The sequence below is a fragment of the Burkholderia sp. AU27893 genome (genome assembly GCF_002223205.1).
Classification (GTDB): Bacteria; Pseudomonadota; Gammaproteobacteria; order Burkholderiales; family Burkholderiaceae; genus Burkholderia.
In genome coordinates, this window is sequence record NZ_NKFD01000001.1 from 1,191,461 (window position 1) to 1,212,776 (window position 21,316).

Sequence of the window (21,316 nt, forward strand, 5' to 3'; positions counted from 1 at the left end):
AACGAGTAGATTGTCTGCATCGCGGAAGGGCTTTCAGAACCCATGCTCTACGTACCGCCATCCCGATGCACGGAGGGAGCGTGCCCTAGTCGTCGGAAATTGCAAGTTGTCGCGCATGCTGCCGTGACCTCGGAACCCACAAGAGCGCTCCTGGCAACAATAATCAGCCCCCCGTACGCGCGGGTTTTGTCGCGCGCTACAAAAAACATGAGATGCACGAACTGACAAAGCTTAAGTGCGCTGCATACGGAGCATTGTTCCCGGGAATCGGTATGTCTCCCTCTCAATATTGAGATATTCTCGGTCTGCTCGACGGAATCTAAGTACTCCACTTCCGTCTGGGCAAGAAGCACCCGCAAGTGCTTGAAGGATGTGCCGAGCCGAATAGTCCAGACCTCGCGCGCCTGCGTTTGAGGACCTTGCGCCAGGAGGCCAGCTTGAACCCAAAACAAGGCGACCGGGAAACCAGATGGCAGCGACGTCGATTGCCAGGTCGCCAGTTCTACGAGGTTTGTCGATGACGCAGTGGTTCTTACAACTCTGGGATAGCTTCCTGGCTTTTCTTGGACTCGCAAGAGCGAGCAAGCGCAAGGCTGTTCCGCAGAGGCCCGTTCAGCAGCCCCCAGCAGTGAGGCCGCAACAGCCGAAACCAACGGTGACTTCTCCTGTAGCGACTATCAAGGAAGTCTATGCTGGCGATGCGTTCGATATCAAACCTAGCACTCAGCGGAATGCTCGGGAACATATGTATCGGGAAAAGAAACCCGGTAGCGGAGAACGCATTGGCCCGACAGACAACCAACTGAAGCTGATTTTCTCGACACGGGCCGCGCTTCCGGTACTAGCGGGCGCTGGCTCAGGCAAGTCGACGTCACTCGTGAATCGCTTCCTATTGGCGACTAACTACCTGAACGTACACTTGCGTCACATCACTGTGTTCACGTTCACGCGGAAGTCACGTCGCGACTTTATCGAGAAATTGGTCGAGGAGTCTCAGTTTTGGCCGACGCCGATTACTCTGAAAGAAGCAGAAGCATCGGTTCGAACCTTTCATTCAAAGGCTTTGCAGCTGTTTCGTGCAAAGAGGGGGCGAGATGTCGCCGTATTCGAGTTCCTGAAAGATGACGTTCCTGCGGTAACGAAGAGCGCGGAAGTCGTTACCGCGCCTTCTGATGTTACTCCTTCGAGCGACGATTTGCTCAGCGAGGAGGAGAATAGTGCGAACAACGTTGATAGCCTGATGCCCGGCGACCTGTCGCGCCCCCAGCTGCGCTTGTTGCACGACGCTTATACGGTTCGTTTCTCCCAAAGCGGTACGTTTCGTGACGTTGTGAAGGAGCTCTTGAAATCATCGTTCCTTTCGCCTCCAATCGATAAGGATGACAAAGATGCTATCGAAGCTGTTCGTTTTGAGAAAAATATTCTTCGCCGAGATGAACAGTTTTCTGCTTATGTGGAGGCCGATTGGCGCCAACGCGGTTTGTGGCCTTTGCCGGGCGTTAGGGAGCTCAAGTTGCCCGCCGAACGCTGCGCTCTGACTGTTGACAATGGGCAATATGTGGCTCACGGCTACATCCCCTCGGTCGATACCTACGTGGTGCTGGGCGTGCATAGTGAGATACGTGACACGATGAACGGGTTCGGACGGACGACCCCAGTTAAGAACTTTCTCGCCTCGAAAAACAAGCAGGCTCTGCTCCTGGCGCAATGTGAGCAGAAGATTCGGTACGTCACGGACGAGGAGGACTTGACGGCACTGAAGAAGCAGCTCCACTGGGCGGCACTGCCAGAAACGAACACCGCTCCGAAGTTCAAAATTCGTATTCCCGGCGAGCGCAAACTGGTCCCCGTGTTTTACGCGCTCTTTACGTTTGGGCAGTTTGCGGAAAATCTTTCTGTTGACCCTCGCTCGCTGGACCAGCTTCCCCTTCTTGGCACAGACTCGGTTGAGGAGCAGTTCGGGCGTGCTTGCGCTGAATACTACTCGTCCTTTTACGAAGCGCTGGAGGCTCGCAGGGTCTGGACGTTCAATCAGATATTCCGAGCCCTCGCCGATGAGCGAGATGTGCTTGGGGAAATGGATGCCGCTGACCTATCACCTGTACAGCATTTGCTCATTGATGAATTCCAGGACATCTCCCCGGCAATCGTCAAATTCGTGACGGCCGCGCAGACAAGCCTGTGGAAGAAATCCGGACACGCCATTCAGCCAACCCTGATAGCAGTCGGGGATGATTGGCAATCAATCTATGGATGGCGCGGAAGCTCGCCGAAATTTTTTATGGATTTCCACAAATATTTCCGTGGCGCGCCGAAGCAAGCGCTGCAACTGAATCAAAACTTTCGCTCGTCGGCAAACATCATCCGTGCAGCAGAGGATGCGCTAATAGACTTGCGGGAAAGAATGGAGGACAAACTGCGCGGAGTGGCCGAATCACAGTATAAGGACTTGCCAACCCCGGTTTGCCAGGTGACCGAGTTCAAGAGTGACGACGTCGTGCGAGTGGTTCGCACTCTGCTGCGGAAGAAACAGAACGGTGAGCGCGTGTTCGTCTTGAGTCGAGCGAAACTGGATGCAACGGCGAAGGCTGTCCGGAATGCATTTCGCGGGGTCGACGAGAGTGACCTGCTGGTGACAACCCTGCATCAAAGTAAAGGGCTGGAAGCGGATTATGTCGTACTGCTTGGTGAAATACGCTACGTTGGTCGCAACGTATTGCGGAACAGCGTGTATCTCAAGGCAGAACTGGCTAGCAGTGCTCACGGACGTGAGCGGGCCTATGATTTAGCCCAACAGGATGAGGCGTTGCGCCTTGCCTATGTGGGTATCACTCGAGCAAAGCAGTTTTGTATTTGGTTCGCGGAGCCCAAGAGCGAAGGGGTGTTCGAGCGCCTCCCGCGTCGGTCGGACTACTCTACTCGAGCAAGCGTGGCGGACGTCGCCTCGCTGGCGGAGCAGGTCGCGTCAAAGGAAAGCGTTCCGGCCCAATAGAAAACGACGGTTAATAATCCACCCGCAGCGCGGGTCTTGCTAGATACACGTACCTATGAAGAAAATGGAACAGTTTCCGTCATTTCAACAGCGGTTTGCCTTTGACCGCAACCAGCTAGACCGCATCAATCAGCTTATGCTGCTGAAAGGTCTCTGTCTGGAGTATCAAAATAAGCTGGAGCTCTGCTATGAAGTCCCTTCTGGTTCGGGGCTGACATCCTTCTATTGCGGTATCTCAGACGAGGTGGACGCACTAGTCTACAACTTTGTGAATGATGAGATTGCGACTTGTCTCGATGGCCGTGGACCATCGAGGCAAGTGTTTCGCCAAATCGCTGGTAACACGGACGCAGAAAATATAAATAAACTTAACGCAGCTTTCATAGATTTCGAAAGGATGACGGCTGAATACAGAGACCACTATGTAGGTCGATGCTATCTGGACTTCATGGTTGGGACCTACTCGGTTTTCGAGACGTGGATGACGAGGATTCGTAACGCTCTCATGGAGAGGAATCCACGAGCGCCGAGCCAACGGATGCGAAAACTGAGGGAGCTGGTCGAGCAGTATCCGACTGCTTTGGACGCGCCGCAGCGAGACGCGATTCTCGAGAGAATTGCGAAGTTGATGAGAGGGCAGCAGTCTAGTGCTGGAATAGTTGATTTTGTCTTCTCGAAGATATCGACGTATTCGAGGCCAAACGCAGAACAAGACCGTAGCCTCATCAGAGGGTATGCGGCGTTGAGAAACTCTGTTCACAACATGGGTGTCAGCGAATCCAAAGATGATCACGAGCTTGTTGGAGAGGGATTCGAAATCACTTTGCCGAAGGGGTTGTCATCTTATACGCAGGACCATAGCGACCGGACGCGCGCGTGTGCCGAGCTCGTCAAAATCTACACGGCTGTCGTCGACTCTTTGGACCTCGCTGGTCATCCTTGCTGTATGGATGTTCAACCCTGCAATCCGTAAGACTCGAGTCTCAGAACGTTACCGGAAATAAAAGGAAGTTGACACCGAGCCGAGCTTCCACCAGTTGTGTGTGTTACGGGAGACGTCAATTTGTCAGCATGTTCCCCCACAATCGCTTGTACGCTCCCGCGTTACTCGGTGGCAAATCGACGTTGCAAGCCGGCGGAAGCGGGCGTTGTCGGAGTTACGCCCAACTCCGATGTTCCGGGTCGTGGTTTGCCGCCCCGCGTGTACGTTGTTACGGCTGCCGTGCAGCTGTTCGCAGCATGTTCGACCAGTTGCGTGTCCGGTTGGCGGACCGAGTTCTCAGGCGACTTGCTTTGCATTGAACTGCCGTAGACTTATCCTCTGCTCCCAAAAATCGAAGCAAAAATGCCACATTCAGTCCTTTTCACAAAAGTGTTGATGGTAATCGGGAAGGTGTGGGAAGCCGTCAAGCCTAAAGTCCTAGCGCGCTACACCGTGTTAAAGGCAGAACGAGATGCCTACGAGAGCGGAACGGACCTCACCCCGGAGATGCAGAAGTCGTTTTCTGAGACGTACGGGCGGTTGCTCGGTGGAGCCACTGACGACTCGGAGTTGAACAAGCGCGTAGCGATTGTGGAGCGAACGTTTTCCGTCCCTCCGTTCCTTAAAACGCCAGCCATAAGGGAATGGTTATCGGGAAGTGACGTACGTGCGGCGTTCTTCGGCGTAGCGAAAGGGAAGTGTCTTCAAAGACTGGAGGATACGTCGCTACGTGAAGGTCTCGCCGAGTCATATTCAGTACGGACCGGGGAGCGGCGAGAATTGGCCGACGGTGCGATAAATATCGTAGTCGATGGGCTAGTTGCAGGATATCGGGCGCGGTTTGAAGACCAGAGCAAGCTCGTGGTCGAGACCGTCAGCGCGAAGGTCGAGGACGTACAGCAGGGGCTGAGTCAGGGATTTGCAGGCGTTCACGAGCACTTGAATGCGTTGTCTCAGGACGTCGCGGGTAACCTAGGACAGGCCGTTGAGCCACTCGCGACTGGTGCGGTCGAGCAGGAATTAGACAGAATCATTCAAGCGCGAATATATGACCCGGCGGCGCATCAAAGAATTCGTGCACTGGCCGAACGGGTGCGCGTTGGGGACTTGGTGGGTGCATCTCACGGTGCCAAACAACAAGTTTACCTCTGGGCTGCGAAGATTTTGTCCGGCCGAGACGAAATGCGCAGCGAGGCAAATACCTACTTCGAACTTGTCGACAAGGCGCACTGCAAGAGCGACGTTTCCGTCGTCTCCGCAATATTGCAGGCGCACGATGGCCAAGGAGACGCTGCAATACAAACTTTGAGGGATATCTCGTCACCCGACGCGCGCGCAGCAATGATTTTCGTGTTGTCCAAGAGCCGGGGGTTTGAGTCCGCGGTGTCGTGGTATGAAAGCCTCGAGCCGGCGGCGGCTTTGCATGACATAACTCCTGTTGGGTGGTGCAGTCTCGCGACCGCTTACAGTGAGCTTGGGAGATGGGAATCCGCAATTGAAGTACTCGAAAATGCGCGTCCTCTTGCCGGACAGTACGCGGATTTGCTGTTTATCGAGGGCATGTACCGTGCAGCGATGACCGTGCCAGCTGAACTCCGTCAGCAGGCTCTCGAAGGCAGTCTCATGCTTGGCAGCGTGCCGCAGCACGAAGACGATGCCAGTGAAGTTTGGCGGTCTGGCAGCATCGAACTGCTCCGCAAGGCAGAGATTGAAATTGCCCCCATTAACGAACGTAGGGCGGAATTTGCGTTCTTCACGAGAATGTCGCTGGCTCTGAGAAGCAAAAACGATGCGGTGCGTTTACAAGCAGAGGAAGAACTGTCGCGTCTGGCCGTTGATAAGTCGCAGGCGGTTAAGCTGTACCCTGTTCTACGGCAATATGACAGGCAAGCCGACAAGGAATCTCTCATGTCTTACCTTGATGTCAGGGAGACGCTCGGAGGGCTCTCTGAGGACGAATGGGTCGCTCGATTCTTTCTGGCGCTCGATATCTTAGGTCGACCAGAAGATGCCCCAAAGCTATTGGATTTCCTTGAACGCCATCGCAGCGGCTTGAGCGGTGTGATACAACCTCGTGCTCTGACGAGTGTCAGAATAAAAGCGTTGCTGGCATCCGATGGTCAAGCGATTCGTGCGCGCGAGGAACTAGAGTCCAATCGAAGCGTGTTTTCTGCCGACCATGCTGCTCAGTTAGAGGCCGAAATCGCGGCGACGGAGGGCGAGGATATTCGACCCAGGTTGGAGCGCATCTATACAGAATCTCCAACGATTGTGAATCTCCATTTGCTCGTTGAGCACTTGCTGAAGGTTCAAGACTTCGTTGCGTTGGAGCCAAAGGCCCGGGAGCTTTACCAACTGGAGCGTGCGTTACCAAACGCTAGAATCGTCGTTGCATGTCTTTCTCACCGAACGAATCTGGACCCCAGAGAAATGGTTGAGTTCCTTGAAGCAGAGCACGACGTGGTCGGAAATGACCTAGAGTTGAAATCGCAGCTTGCCTGGAGTCTCCTGCAGTGCGGTGAGTGGAAAAAAGCGCGTGCACTGAACGACGAGCTTTTGGTAGCGCAGCCAAATGCCGAAAGTCACGTCGGTCTCGATATCAACATCGCAATCAAATCGGGTGACTGGGAGCACTTCGCCGCAATATTCGACCGAGAATGGCCGCGGAAGAATAACCATTCTCCACGTACGCTGCTCTTGTTAGCCCAATTAGCCAACGATGGGCACGTGCCCACCGAGAAGGCATTTGAACTTGTTCGACTTGCAGCGGAAAAGGCATCCGATAGTGCACCAGCACTCGTCGCGGCTTATAACGCTGCGGTGACCTTGGGCCGTGAGGATGAGCTCAGTGCAGCTTGGCTGCATCACGCAGCGGCGACAGACACATCCGGTGTTATCAAGCGAATCCCAGTTCGGGAACTGACCGAGGAGATTTTGCCCTCTTTACAGAAGAGGAATGAAAGCTTGTTGGACCACCTGCAAAAGAGCACGGCCCCAATACAGTTGATTGCATCGGTGCTCAAAATGCCGATTGCCAGGCTCTATTGCGCTATTCCTTCAGCAAACGAGAGGCAAACCGATGCACGTAAACGTGTCGTTCTTCCGTTCTTCGGCGCCAGACTGGAGAAATCGACACTCGCTAACTGTGACCCAATTGGTTTCGATATCACGAGTATTCTGACGCTCACAACACTAGGGCTGTTCGATAGGGCGTTGGAGTTCTTTCAGCGTGTCCATATCGCGCCTGACACCCTGGAGTTACTTCTCGTCGAGAGCCGCCACATGCGATTTCGGCAGCCGTCGGAGTTGCAGCTTGCTCACAGCATACTTGCGGCGCTGCGACGCTTGACTCTCCGCACCGTCGAGGATGGGAATCAACCGCCAGACTGGCTCATTCAGGAGGTCGGGCCGAGATTGGCGCAGCTATTGGAGTCCGCGAAAACCACCCAAGGTTTCGTCATTACTGCGTTTCCGGTATTTCGTGCCGGTTCGCTCAATGAGGCTCCGGCCAACTTGAGGGAATATCAGGGTTATGTGGTCTCCTGCCAGACGTACATCGATTTGCTGTTGCGAACTGGAAAGATTGCTCAGGCGGTTGCGGAGAATGCCGCCTCGAAGATTACCTTGATGGATTCGGGGCCCAAAACCCAACTCCCAACTGCATCGCACGACACTCTGTTCTACGTCGACGACGTAGCCATTCGCTATTTTCATCGGTCTGGCACTTTAGATGCGGTAGCGCAGGCTGGTCTTACGCTCAGGTGTTCTCCTGGTTTGAAAGACGACCACGAGCAGTTGGAGGCTGAGGCGGATGAGCGAGAAAGTCTCGTGGAGGTAATTGATTCTGCGCGCTCGGCGCTTAGACGTGCGCTGGAGGCAGGTAAAGTCCATTTGATAGCGGAACGTCCACGAAGTGAGAAGCTTAGAGCGCTTCGGGACGGAGAGGCCGAAACGCTGCCTACGCTGCTAGCTTTTCTGCAGGCAGGACATCCCGTTGAGAATCTTGTTATCGATGACCGGTATTTCACCCGAATACCCGGTTTCGAGGATGAACTCGGAAAGCTCATTCATACTTACTCGACGCTTGACGTCATTGACTCCATGATTTCGGAGGGTTTTTTAAGCCCGGCGGAAGGCGCGCATGCGAGGCATCGCCTGCGCTTGAGAGGCGCGACGTATATCAACGTCGATGGCGGAGAGCTTGCTGGCATGCTTGACGCCTGTGGAGTGGACAGCTCCAGTCTCCTTCGAGAGAGTTATGAAGTACGGACCCTTCGTCAATCTCTAACGCATGCCTGTGCGCTTGACACTGGGAGCGTTCAGGACCGTCAGTTCCTTCAGTCAATTTCCACGGCTCTTGTCGACACAATCGCTCGCTCGTGGGAAACAGCTGATGTCGCTCCGGACAGAGCCATTGCGCTCACGAGGTGGGCATTGGACGCGCTTGGTAGGCCCCTCTGGACAGCCGTCGGTAACGGTCAAAACAATCCTCGGGCCGCTGCCCTCGAGATGGCCGCTGTAACCATATCCGGTTTGTTACTCAAGGCGACGTTTTGGCAACGTGACCGCCGGATGAAGTTCCAGGAACTGCTGGACGATGAGCTGCTGCAGCCTGCGGTGTACGCAAATCGTGACCTTCTGGGAAGGATTACCGCCCTTATCCAAGTGCAATTGGATGCATTCAAGGCACTGAAGGATGAACTGGACGCAGACTCGAAGCAGCAACTTCACATCTTCGTTGCGCTGCTTCCCAGCCGAATTCGCGACTACTTGCAGAACGAACCCTCGATGAGCGACCTCGTCAGCGAGACCGTCGAACATGCGGTGCAGTTCGGTACGCATTCATTCACGGTCAGTGCTCTATATCAAGCAGCAAGGCGTACGGCTGAGGACGGCCTGAATGAATTCGACGGTTGTCGCATGCGTTTGGAAAGCGAAACGATTCTGGCTGAGCTCCTCGAAGATGGTACTTGGATGGGACTTCCGTTCCCAGAGCTCGCTGGGTTGATGAAGGATGACGCTGCCCGTCTGGCCGCAGTACGCCAAGCGGTAAGCGAGCTTGGTCCAACATTTACTGATGGCGAGCGCATCATTGCCTCCGTAAGCAACGATATCTTAGCGGAGAGGGACTTCGACCTACTGCTCGAGGAGCGCATTAACGGCGTGAAAGCCAGATGGCTGAGGATACGGGGTGAGCGAGAGCGGCCCCCGGAGCTGAACACTCTCGTGCCTGATAGCACCAGGTACTACGCTGCGCTTCTAGGTCCCGTAGAAAGGAGTCTCGGCTTCCCGGAGTATGCGGCCGAAACCCTGCTTCCGTACCGAACTCGGCTAATTGAGCGTGACCTCATTGAAGGTTTGCGTATCGCATGCTTGGGGTTCTTCGACATCATTTTGGCTCCGTCGCGGCTAGTTCAGCATGTTGAGAACGACGAGCTCTGGTTCGCCGTTCAGAGCTTGAAGGAACTTGGAGACCCATACACACTGCTTGGATTAGCGGAAATTGGGATTGTCCGTGCAAGCGACCCTCGGTTCGTACAGTTGGCGCGGGATTGCATCGAACGCCTCTGTAAAGAACACATGGCCGGCGCTCACTTATTCGCCGCAGCGGCTTTGTTCAATAGGTTGGCACTTTCCGAGATACAGACACTGGATGATGCAGCTCTAGTACAGCCCCATTGGAAGCGCATGGCCGCCCGGATGCAGGCCGGCGTGATTTTGCAGGGCTATGGCAATCAAAATTTCATCATGCCGGCGTTGGAGTCATGGGTCGCGGAACATTTGCAGCCCACGCGAGTTGCCGCAGAGGTTATGGACCTCCACGTAGACCCCTACTACGCGGCGTCGTTGAACACCGCAGAGGCCATATGGGACAACGTATTCAAATTGCTCGTTACCGTGGGCGGAAATGCTGCAGGTGGTGTGTTGAGCGATAAGCTGGAGAATCGAATAAAAGAGCTCGTGAATAGGCGTCTAAGTCAGAACTTCGCATCGTTTCACACCGCTGGCCCTTGCGGGAACATGCGCAATCGTCAGGAGGCGAAGCTGACCCCAGCAGAGACATCGAACGCCCGGGAGCGATTGGCTGAGTCTCCGTTCTCGCCAGTATGGAGCGCACTCGTTGCAACCTCACAAGTCATACATGTTGAGTCTGGAATATACGAAGCGGGAATGAATGGGCTTAGGGAGCTTACGTTGGCGGCGGACGATGTCGATTGGGACAACAAGCTTCGCTGTGTCGCCGATGTCGCTCTGCTGGCGCTTATAGAGGCGGATGTAAAATTGGCGGAGGTGGTACGCGACTTCCTGTTTCGCGTCGCGGGCACTACGACCAACGACATGAGGTTGATGCCGATTCTGCACGCCCTATTTATAGCAGCGGGGGCGTTCCGAGAGACTGAGAAGCGCGCTACAGTGATAGAGGATGCTACGAAGACCCTTTCGCTTCTCTTGCCTGCGGGAGAGCTATCTCGCACCGCTGCGGAAGTGCTCCGAGCTTGCTCGAATCTCAGGCGCTGGTATTCTGGGCCCGCTTCTTGGGCCGAACTCTATGCTTTGAGCGCGGGCTGACTTGCGCCCTTTCCGGTCCGTGCATGGCAAGGACTGGAAGGACTCGCCAGTCACATCGCATGCGTGGCATACCGTCGAGGCACGCCACGTGTCCCTGGTTAGCAGAAAGCGAATTTGCGAATCGAGAGTTCATGATTTCCTTTTCTCAAGCCGTCAGCCTCAAAGAGATAGAGGCAGCCTATTCTGAGTTTCAAGTCGAGGAGACACTGCGTTTACCCACGACGCTGAAATTCGGTGGTGGCGCCGGAGTTCCCGGCTCGCTAATACAGCTGACCGCAGCATGGTCGCGCAACGTCTCACAACCCACTCTCCGCTTGTACAGCAAACATATCGGAGAAGCTGCGGAAGCATTGTCTAAAGAACCGCATGGCATAGCGGCAGCGTACTTCGCAGATGCTATTGAGACTGCAGCGGGAGAAGTGATGTCGACGCGGGCCGCGCTTGCTAACGCCGTCGCACGGATTGAAGCCATGCAGTCGAGCAGCTTTAGAGAAACAATGCATGGGAGAGGGGTATTTCTCGGTTGCTTTTCACGTGCGAAGAATGAGTTCCTGATTCCCTTGTACTCGCGAGCTGAGGTTGGCGCCATACGGTCCCGAGACGAGTTCGTCACGCTCACTTCTCGAATAATTGCGGCGTGTGCTCCATCAGCGGAACAGCAGATGACCGAGACAAGACGAATCTGGCTCGGAACGCTTATCTACGAACTCTTCAAAAATACGGACGAGCACGCTACAACTGATGAGCAAGGTCGACCGTACCCGAAGAATCTTCGCGCAGTTATGGCGAAGTTCATCACCTACGACGCGGAAACTGCTGCCGCTCATCTAGGCGAGGGTGACCCCAGACTTTCGTTTTACCTGTTGCACAATATCGCCAACCGGCGCACATCGAAGGGCTCTGATGAGCGCTGGCAGAACCGGCAATCTGCTCTGCTCGAGCTTACAGTACTTGACACTGGTCCTGGACTCGCGCGTCGTTGGCTTTCGCGCCACGGTGACCCGGGCGACAAGATAGAGCAATTGTCGATTGCTGACGAGGTGGCCCTCGTCAAGAAGTGCTTTGAGCTTCATGCGACGACCAAGACAACAGCAGGTAGCGGTGGAGGGCTTTCGTACGTGCTTCAGACGCTGCAACGGCTGAACGCCTACCTTCGATTGCGGACCGGTCGCGTCTGCCTCGTACAAGACTTCTCCGCCCCGAAGGCAGAAGCCTTGTTTGCACCAACGCACTGGCTCAAAGAGCAGCCAGTATTACCGATGACGGCTGGCGCTTGCTATTCGATTGTGGTGCCGCTCTCGAAGGTGCTGCTATGAAGGGATATTTCGCATTCGATTGGACATTTGCGGATGGCGTCCCGACAAGGAATTTTCACTTCCTCTTTAAACCGCCGGGCAAACTCAATGAGGCAAACCTTGCTGACGCCATCGAGACTGGCCTTCAAAGTGTAAATCCGCCCGACGTGGTCGCAATCATCTGCGAAGCAACTGATGCGGGCCTAATCGTCTCTGCTTTTGGGGACCGGCTCCTCACGCAAGCGGCGAACCGTGCATCGACCAAAGTCTGCATATGCGTTTGCTCCTTTAAACGCGATGGAGCTGTCCGCCTACACCGTCAGCTTCGGAACCCAGTCGACAAGCTTGATGACATCCTACAAAGCCAGTCAAAAGCGATTCGCAAGGCAGGGCTAGAGAAGCTCTTCGATGCGCGGCGCGTGTTCGTGGTGGCACCGCCTGGTTTCACATTCGTGAAGCCATCGCAAAAGCGGTCGACTCACTTCCTACGAGCCGAGGAGGCCCTGACGGAAGTCGAGAGCGCACAGTTCCTCGCGTTCGCACTGCTGGAGAAGTTGAACAAGCGAGCGTTGGCAGTTGGCGCAAAGCTGGACGTCATATTCGTGGATACGATGGCAATCGCGTCCGTTGCCTACGCGCTTCGAGAAATCTATTGTGCGCTTTACGACCTTCCGCGCCCGCGCGTCGTAAGCTTCCATTCGCACGATGGGCTGGATGAGGTTGATGCCCCCTTGTACGGGACGTCGTTCACAATGATTTCAGCTTCGTCGTCGATGAATCTTGAGCAGGAGTGGAAAAAGAGGACGCGTTGTCATCCTGACGAAGTTGTCACGCTCCTAACGCTGGATTGCGCAAGGCATCATGGAGATGCCCTTTACGCGCTGGAAACGCCAGATGGCATAGAGGATGACCAGCAACAGCGCTACGGGCAGCTCAAGGACCTATCAATTGTTGGTGAAAGGTTTGCGCCGGAGGACCTCCTCCCAAAGTCGGTGCTTTTGAAAAAGGCTAAACACCGTGTTGAGGCGGTCGCGCGATTTTGCGAAGCATTCGCAAAGACCGGCCGGCTCGCGGTCCAGTCACGCGGAAGTGTCCCTACAGCCAAGGTGCGGCCCGTCTATCTCGACGGGTGTGCCCTACTGGAAAACGGCGAATTTGCGAAGTTCACTGATAACGTCCTGTGCCAGAAGACGCCGGCATCGGTCAAAACCATCGTCTACCAGAGCGATGCTGCTTCGCACGAAATCGCAAAGCGTTGTGCGAAGCGTTTGCAGGAGGTCATGAATCGGGCAGAGCCACTGCGTGTAGTGTCGGACGTCGAAATCGAGGCGCAGACATCGATGCCGGACCCCATAGGGGCAATGCTCATCGTCGCTGCTGTGGTTGGGCGCGGTACAAAGCTTCTCTCAATCAGTCGCGATTTGCGGGATATCCATCGCGGTGCGAGGACCTATCTCATCGGCGCTCAGATTGCCGAGACGGCTACGCAAGTGAATGCACTTACTCCCAATCTCAAGCACTCTGCGAGCCAAGCCACTATCAATGTTGAGCGCTTCATGGGTATCGCGATTGGCCCAGGGATATCGGAGTCTTTTCTGAACGAAGCGGACATCTTCAAGAATGTACAGCAGGAGTTTGGAGCTTCTTTCCAAGACAGGATAGGTAACCTTCGCGGTTCGGAATGTGGTCTGGCGGGATGCGCGTTCATCGCATCCGACGACGAACTTACCGAACGCCTGAAGCTTCGAGCGGATTTTGCGTACTGGACACCGTTCTATAAGGAGGACGACGAGACGAGTGCTGGCGTCCTCGCGACGGTCGGGGCGCTGCTCCAGAACGCCAGAGAAGGCAAGTTCGATGACGAAGCGAACCGTCTTTCCACCGATGCATTTCAGCAGGTAATTTTGCATCCAGAGAACTTCACTCGATACAACGACGGTGCCATCCAGGCGGCATTGCTTCGGTGTGCTCGTGTCGGCGAGTTGGATTATTCTCGGGAGCGAAACTCAAGCCAGTTCATGTTGGATTTCCTCTCAAATGTCTTCGAGCAATACGGGAGAAGACAGGGAGAAGCGGCTGGGGAATTTGCTCTTGCTTTGCATACGGGGCGATTGCGCCTCGACGCGCGCCATTTTAGGGAATTGCAGGAGCGTATCGAGCCAAAGCTTGCTGGTGACGCTCCGCGACTGAAGTTGCTACGCGTGCTGCTGGGGCTGGAGGAGATGCCAAGGAACGCCAGCATGCCGGATGAATTCTAAGTGGACACGCTGGCCTCTGATGTGTCTCGCTGGGTCAGCGTGCTATTACCGGCGATAGTCAAGTTTCGACCCGGCATGCCGTTATCCAAGGTGTCGCCTTCTCGTCATGCCTTTCTGTGACTACGGCTGTCTGGTGTTACAAATTTCTATATGTCAAACGTATGTCAGAAAATCTAAAAGTGGTGGTTGTTGATTCGCTGAGTGCATATATCGACGTAGTGTCGGCAATCAACAGCGCGGAAAATGACACGGCTTGGTTTCGGGGGCATTCGAGCGCGACCTACCGATTGACGCCGGGGGCGCTTCGAGACTTGGTTGCGTTTCGCGATGCATACGGACGGCCTTTAGATGGTACTGAGGTACTAAGGGCGAGCGGATATGAGCTAACTGGAGTTAGCCCGGAGCGAATGCTAAGTGATTTCAAGCGTCGTTCGATACCATTTTTGGATTTCGTTCCGCGCAATGATTTCGAATGGTTGTTTTTGATGCAGCACCATGGTGTACCAACGAGGCTTCTCGACTGGACCACAAACGCGTTGGTCGCTTTGTATTTTGCGATTGAAGACTCGCAGTCTTCGGGCGTAGCTTCTGATGAAGACCGCGAAGAAGAGATTGACGAATTCGCCAAAAATGCAGCGGCAGTCTTCGCGATGAATCCGCACAAGGTGAATCACGCGATGCACGCAGACATTGATGAGGTTGTAGATGTGGCCGCAGACTACGGCTACTGGGAGGCGTACACGCGACCTACTATGTTGTCGTCCGAGCACTTCGATAACTACGCGCCGCTCTGTATTACAGCGCCCCAGCTATCGCCGCGAATTCGGGCTCAGTCCGGGCTGTTTACAATCCATGGCAGAGACGTGAACCCGCTCGATTGGTTCTCCGCAGTTAGGCCACTTATTACTAAGATTTTGATTCCACAGGAAAAGACTCCGATTATCTGGCAGCAGCTTCGACATTTTGGGTTTACCAAGTCATTCATATATCCCGGCCTCGATAGTGTTGCTCATGACGTGCGTTTCGATGAGCAGCGGCGGTGGGGGCACGAGCGTAAGGCCTATCTTGAAAAGCTGGAGCGTGAAAGAAGTTCGAAGGAAAAGCGTGCGAAGAAAAAGCGAGACGCTCGCAAGAAATCAACTGCGGCGACGCGTGGAGGAAAAATGACTAGGGAGAAGAAAAATTGAAGGCATATAAATTCAGGCCTGCAAGTCAAATTCAGTATGCGTTTGACATCATGCTCAACAGCCGTTTGTTTTGTGCGGACTGGCGGCAGCTGAATGACCCGATGGAGGGCATGTTCGCCTATTCTTATAAGAGCTCGCGCGAAGACGACATTAAGGAACAGGTTGCCCGAGTCGTAGAGCAGAAGAAGGGGCTCAAGGTTTGCTCGCTGGCGAAGACCTTCGACTGTCACCTGCTTTGGGCTCACTACGCCTCTGGCTTCGAGGGTCTGGCAATCGAAGTCGAGTTGCCGGACGATGCCCCTGAAATCAAAGAGGTCAGCTATCGTGGCGTCTTCGCGTCGCTAACGTTTGGGGACGACTTCTCGCCTGAGCAGGCCGCCGAACAGGTGTTGTCGTCGAAGTACCGCGAATGGGAATACGAACAGGAGGTTCGCGTGTTGCAACGAGACGCGTACTTCTATCTGCCGAGCCCCGTGAAACGGGTCATTGCTGGGCATCGAATGGAGCCCGCGCTGTTCAAGGCTTTGCAAATCGTATGCGAAAGGAAAGACATCGAGCTGAGTCGCGTGGGCATCGGCGATGATGGGATAGATGCTGACTACGTGGAGCCCTTGAACATCTGAGATGGACAGAGACCGCGCGATGCCCGCTGATGGAAGGGTGAGACGACGTCCTAGCGTAGGGTGGGCTCACCGCGGTCTCGTTGTTTCGTACGCGCACGAGGCAGCCTGTGCCCACCGTGCGCTTGACCGATGGTTCAGATGGCAATTGGAGCGGAAATGCTCGGATGCGGGTTGTAGCCGACGATTTCGAAATCTTCGAACTTATAGTCGTAAATTGATTCCGGACGTCGCTTGATGTTCAACTGAGGCAACTCACGAACCTCGCGCTCCAACTGCGTATGAATCTGGTCCATATGGTTCGAGTAAGCATGCAGGTCACCGATGCTGACCACGATTTCGTGCGGCGTCAAATCACACTGCTGAGCGAGCATGTGCGTGAGCAATGCCAGGGAGGCGATGTTGTATGGTAGCCCGAGGAAGCTGTCCGAACTTCTGATGTACAACAACGAGGACAGCTTACCTTCCGCGACGTAGAACTGATACAGCAGATGGCAAGGCGGCAGAGCCATCCGACCTTGTCGGGCGTTTTCTTGCGGACTGATTGACTCGTCGGGCAAGTATTCCGGATTCCAGCCGTGGAACAGGATGCGCCGACTGTTCGGGTTATTGCGAAGCGTGTTGACTACGTAGTCAATCTGGTTGATGGTACGACCGTCTTTGGTCGGCCATGCCGTCCATTGCTTGCCGTAGACGGGACCGAGCTCATTGTCTTCGGTGGCCCACTCGTTCCAGATTGAGACTCCGTTTTCCTTCAACCAACTGACATTCGTGCTCCCGCTAAGGAACCAGATTAGCTCGTTGGCGATGCTCTTGAAGTGCAACTTCTTCGTCGTCAGCAGAGGAAAGCCCTTCGACAGGTTATGTCTAATCTGCCTCCCGAACACGGACTTGGTCCCAGTGCCAGTACGGTCACCTTTGGCGACACCGTTCTCCAAAATATCTTGAAGAAGTTCCAAATATTGCTTCATGTCGACATCCGATTATTCGGTTTCCCGGCCGGTGGGCGGGACGATGGAAAAATTGTTCCGAGCTTTGAGCGCGGCAATCTCGCTGTCTTTCTTGGCGATTGTGCTTTGGAGGGACAGGATTTCCTCGTATAGCAACGCGTTTTGCTCGAGGATACGTCTGATTCGCTTCCTCAGGTCATCGAGGGTGGGTTCAGCAGTTTGCTCGGACGTTGACTGGGCCGCGGCCGGCGTTACCGCACCAGCTTTGAGCTTCCGCTTTAAGGTTTGAATCCTATCGCAGGCCCACTGCCTGTTGCGTATAGTATTCCGGGATAGGCCCGTCAACTCGCATATGGCGGCGACCGTCGCCTTGCGCTTCCCGCGCTTGGTAGGGTCCTCGAGCAGCCCGAGGGCATTCAGGATGAGTGTATCATTTTTCGTCGAAGTGTCTGCCTGATGCTCGGTGAGCTCCTCGGGGCGGCCATCAGTCATCTACGGTCTCCAGGTCCAGGGTGGCGATGTGCTTGTCCAATGTTTGAACAAGGCCCAGCCAGATAGTCTTGTAGCCCGGATTGGTCTCACGCTCCGCCTCACCATGGGCGTGTTCCCTGCGCATAGTGAGCACCTGCGCTGCCCGTTGCGTAATCACGTGACTCGGGCATTCGGGGTCACACTGATAGTCGCCGTAGCAGGGCGGCACTTCTGCGTTCGGAATAGCAAAGTTTCTGCCGCAAGCTCCGATGCTTGTCGGCATCAGCTTGACGCCGCGCTTGGCCATATCCTTGATGTACTGTTCGCGCTCGTTGCCGAACAGGCCTAGACCCGCAAAGAACGTGTCGATACGCGCCTTGTGAGCAGCGCCGCCGCCTCCGGCGAACTTCGCGTCCTCGCCAAAGAGGTCTAGGAGAGCGGTCTCACGAGCCTCGGCGATGCGGGTCGTAACGCTTGTCATCAACTGCTGCCGGTAGTTCCCGTAACCCGCCGTTACTTCGTTGGGCATGGCGTTGAACTGGCTGTGAAAATGCTTGAGCTGCATGCTGATGAACGGTAAGCCGACCTCTTGGTTCGCAAGCTGTGCCACGAGTGTTTCGCGACATTGATGAACTGAAAATGTCCAATCGATGAAGAGTCCATCTACGTCAATTCGTGCTAGCCATCGTTCAAACTTCGTATTGAGCGCACTACCCCTGTACCCGAATCCAGTCTCGGCCTTTCCAGGGACCGATGACGAAAAAAGATACGGATTGCCGGTTTGTTCCGTAATGAACATGAGGACGTCGTACGCGTCTCTTGTTAGGTCGACGGCCAGCCAACCTTCACAGATTGGAACATCTTTCGGACGATGCTTTACCTGTTTGGAGACAAGGAACCAGTAGCCGTGTTCAAACGTGAGACAGTCGCGCATCAGGAAATGAGTCTCGGTGGCGCGCATCCCTGTGAACAACAGGATAAGAAGCAGGGATGCGAGATGCCCCTCGCTGATGATGTCGTTGACCACGGTCAGGGGGATGCGATGTTTCCTTCGGAACCGTTGGCTTTTACCTTTTTCTACGAAATCGTAATATTCCGTCATCGCCGATGCCAAGGTTTCGCTTTCGGGGAGAGTAATCGAGCTAGCTAAGGATTGACATTCCTTATCGTGGATGACCAGCGCGGCGGCACTCTTGAAGCGTGTCATAGCATGCTTGCAGTAGTTCAGCAGGAATAGGAACTGGGCATCCGGCAAGGTTGGGATGCCGCCTTCATATTTAGACTCACCCCATGCAATTGACGATTTTTCGATGTCGAGCAAGCCCCACTGGAGCGGGGCGCTGAGATTTCTCTGAACCATTGGGTCGGAAATCAGCTTCAGCGCGCGGCGAAGATGCTCGGAGCGGCCCGGATACTGTGGAATAGTCTCTTTAAGAAGGGCGAACGGAATATCACTCAGACGAGTGATTTGAATGTGTAGTCTACGTTTCCCTTCGTTGATGACCATCGAGAGGAATTTAGCCAGTTCATCAATACGCCCTCTCACCGTCTTCGGGTCGAGTTGCTCTTTCCGCGCTCGCGCGTGCTTGATGAGCTGTGGAAAATACCCATGAATTACTGCGGAAATCTTCAGGTCTGCGACTATTGCATCGGTTAGACAATACTCATACGTGGTCTTTGAAAATGAGCTGGGATGCCGCAGAGTGGCGCCTTTGCCATCGACGTAATCGCGCCACACAAAGCTTGAACTGGCGGGACCTGTATAGAGAGGCGAAGTTGTTTCGATGAAGGGCCAGATATCGTCGCCAAAGCGTCCAAGCCAGACTGGCATGTCGTTTCGAAAGACCGCTTGCCCAGCGGTGACATCGGACAAGGCAGGAAGTCGAGCGGAGGTCCTCACGTTTCAGAATCCCTGGTAAATCAAGTGGTCAACGAGCAAATCGTCCATCGTCGCTGCAACGTGCTCGGCGGTTCGAATTACTGCTGCCGGAAACACCATATCTTCTGCGAGGATGCCGTCGATGAGCTTTACTGCGTCTTCAAAAAGCGATTTTCGACCTCGGATGGCCGGTGAGTCTGATTCAAGCGCCACATTCACACGCCTGCGGTATACGATGAGTTTTGGAAGGGTGCGTTCCGTGACGATAGAACGGTCACATCGTATGCACATGTTCCAGAATCGACACGGGGTGCCATCCACATGCTTCGTGACAGCCCGGACGTTCTCGCTCGGGTTGTACGGGTTCTTGCATCCGCATCCCGACAGTGTTTCGTGAAAGCAATCAAGTTCAGGACTCGGGGATGTCGGTGCGCGAGGTACCCGCGCTTGTTCCGTTTTTTGAAATTCTCTAGAGCGTTGCGCAATGCGCTCGAGCGCCTCGGAAACGGTGCGATTGAAGGTCGGCTTTAAGCCTTGCTCATCGAGGTACGTGGCGGTAGTCTGAATGCTCTCATGCCCGAGCGCGACTTGTACGTCGAACAACGTGGCGCCGGCCAGTACCATATTGGTGGCGAGCGTTGGACGGCAGCGAGCGAGACTGAAGTTAAAGTTCTTCCCGAAGAGGCTATAAAGCCCTTCGTCGGTGCAAAACCGACGGTACCATTTTCCGGCTTTCCTTTTGGGGTCTATCGCGACGATGACGCGTTTGCCTTCTCTGTGCGAGCATTCGACGTCTTCGAATATGAAAAGGCGGCGAGCAATCTCCGGGGGAGCGTCTTCCCTGATACGCGACGTCAGCCCTAGAACCAAGCCAACCAGCTTCCCAAGCTTTTGAACTACGGACTCGTCAAGATACAGCTCTTCCATGTCAAGTAACGGAAGATGAAGTTCTCTGTCCTCTGAGCGGGTCGAACTGCCGGCCCGTCGTTTCCGATACGTAATGACAGGCTGTCCGGTGAGCCGGTGTTCGCGCTGGTAGGAGTCGATTTCAAGCTCTTTGAGCGCCTCGACGTTCAGGCCAGCGAGCATACTGAATTCGGCCGCCAACGGCATGATTAGGCGGTCATCGACATGCGGCCAGACACCCCAGCGGATGAATAGCTTTGACAGGCGTTGCATCGTGCAGACGGCGACAAGATTCTGCCGCCGGTCATAGAAGTCCTCATACATCGCGAGAGCGTTACACGCGTATTGATTCTCGAACAACCAGAGTAAGGCACGCTCGTCGCGTTGCAGCACATGAATTGGGTCAATGCCGACGCTTTGCTCCGGGGTGTGTCCCATCCGCAACCTTTGGGCGACTACCGCTGGGTCCACGGCATAGGCTCTGGCGGCAGCACCTACGCTCGAATAGCTGATGCCTTCAACCGAAATTTGAATTGAAGTAAAGCGTGGCGAGGGCGGGGGCGCGAGGCCCACGGCCTGTTCCGGCGTCCAGCCCGTTCGAATTCGCTGGGAAATTACCCCGTGCTTAACACCATATCGTTTCGCCGCTTCAGAAACGGTGCATAGTTGGCCGTCTATCGAAATCGGAGGAAGAGTATTCTGGCGACGATACGGGATGCCCTGGCCAGTCGGAGTGTAGCCATTGAGGACGCTATTGGCCAAGTCAATCCAACGGGCGATGGCTGCGTTAACGACTTCTTGTTCGCTTTCAGTGTACGCGGACCGCTCCTTAGTTTCTGAGGCGCCCTTGAACACCGGCGGGTGGTAGACCACGGTGTCGACAATGCGAAGCGCGTAAGCCATATCCATGACCTGACGAACCGATTTGTACACGCCATATCGAGATTTGCTCTTGAGGTCTTGGCCGACTAGCCATCTGTTGAAGCGAATCAGTGCGTCGGCTTCCCAGTGTATTGTCAAGTAAAAACGCTTGTTGCTCTCGAGTTCGGGGTAGTAGGCGCTCGTCTCCGCGACGAACTGCAAGTACTTGTTGCGCGCATAACGGAAACGCTCAGCGCTCAAGCCTTCGTACTCGGCCTCCACTTGGAAAAACATCCACTTGATTTGGGCGTATGGGTCTGCGAGAGTTGGCTTGGGTGGCTTGTA

Annotated in this window: 11 protein-coding genes; 7 read left to right on the top strand and 4 right to left on the bottom strand. The window is 54.8% G+C overall.

Translation table 11 applies throughout. The features are described 5' to 3' along the window. Positions 1 to 517: 517 nt before the first annotated feature. From CFB47_RS05580 to CFB47_RS05610, 7 genes are all read left to right on the top strand, one after another. The gene (locus tag CFB47_RS05580) at positions 518 to 2,992 is read left to right on the top strand and encodes a UvrD-helicase domain-containing protein (protein WP_179258919.1); all 2,475 of its coding nucleotides are present in this window, start codon (positions 518 to 520) and stop codon (positions 2,990 to 2,992) included. 55 nt (positions 2,993 to 3,047) lie between these two features. After that, positions 3,048 to 3,965 carry a flagellar basal body-associated FliL family protein gene (locus CFB47_RS05585; RefSeq protein ID WP_089460607.1) on the top strand — a complete coding sequence of 306 codons (918 nt, stop codon included), beginning with the start codon at positions 3,048 to 3,050 and terminating at the stop codon, positions 3,963 to 3,965. A 372-nt stretch (positions 3,966 to 4,337) separates the two neighbouring features. Beyond that, positions 4,338 to 10,544 (top strand): hypothetical protein, encoded by a 6,207-nt coding sequence (locus CFB47_RS05590; RefSeq protein WP_143330795.1) that lies wholly within the window; start codon positions 4,338 to 4,340, stop codon positions 10,542 to 10,544. A gap of 131 nt (positions 10,545 to 10,675) precedes the next feature. After that, on the top strand, positions 10,676 to 11,860 hold the full coding sequence (locus tag CFB47_RS40200; protein ID WP_124475529.1) for a hypothetical protein: 1,185 nt from the start codon (positions 10,676 to 10,678) through the stop codon (positions 11,858 to 11,860). Then, positions 11,857 to 14,097 carry a hypothetical protein gene (locus tag CFB47_RS05600; protein ID WP_089460610.1) on the top strand — a complete coding sequence of 747 codons (2,241 nt, stop codon included), beginning with the start codon at positions 11,857 to 11,859 and terminating at the stop codon, positions 14,095 to 14,097. The genes CFB47_RS40200 and CFB47_RS05600 overlap by 4 nt, the downstream gene beginning before the upstream one ends. Positions 14,098 to 14,258: 161 nt before the next feature. Further along, on the top strand, positions 14,259 to 15,284 hold the full coding sequence (locus CFB47_RS05605) for an FRG domain-containing protein (RefSeq protein ID WP_089460611.1): 1,026 nt from the start codon (positions 14,259 to 14,261) through the stop codon (positions 15,282 to 15,284). After that, the gene (locus tag CFB47_RS05610) at positions 15,281 to 15,907 is read left to right on the top strand and encodes a hypothetical protein (RefSeq protein WP_089460612.1); all 627 of its coding nucleotides are present in this window, start codon (positions 15,281 to 15,283) and stop codon (positions 15,905 to 15,907) included. Before CFB47_RS05605 ends, CFB47_RS05610 begins: the two co-directional genes overlap by 4 nt. Before the next feature lie 134 nt (positions 15,908 to 16,041). Here CFB47_RS05610 and CFB47_RS05615 read toward each other — a convergent pair whose 3' ends face one another. The 4 genes from CFB47_RS05615 to CFB47_RS05630 form a co-directional block, all read right to left on the bottom strand. Then, positions 16,042 to 16,875, bottom strand: coding sequence for a thymidylate synthase (locus CFB47_RS05615; RefSeq protein WP_089460613.1), 834 nt, complete (start codon positions 16,873 to 16,875; stop codon positions 16,042 to 16,044). Positions 16,876 to 16,887: 12 nt separating this feature from the next. Continuing rightward, a complete protein-coding gene (locus CFB47_RS05620) occupies positions 16,888 to 17,346 on the bottom strand; it encodes a hypothetical protein (protein ID WP_089460614.1) in 459 nt (152 codons plus the stop codon). Continuing rightward, positions 17,339 to 19,156, bottom strand: coding sequence for a tyrosine-type recombinase/integrase (locus CFB47_RS05625; RefSeq protein WP_089460615.1), 1,818 nt, complete (start codon positions 19,154 to 19,156; stop codon positions 17,339 to 17,341). Before CFB47_RS05625 ends, CFB47_RS05620 begins: the two co-directional genes overlap by 8 nt. Before the next feature lie 72 nt (positions 19,157 to 19,228). After that, positions 19,229 to 21,265 (bottom strand): site-specific integrase, encoded by a 2,037-nt coding sequence (locus tag CFB47_RS05630; RefSeq protein ID WP_089460616.1) that lies wholly within the window; start codon positions 21,263 to 21,265, stop codon positions 19,229 to 19,231. Between the last annotated feature and the right edge of the window lie 51 nt (positions 21,266 to 21,316).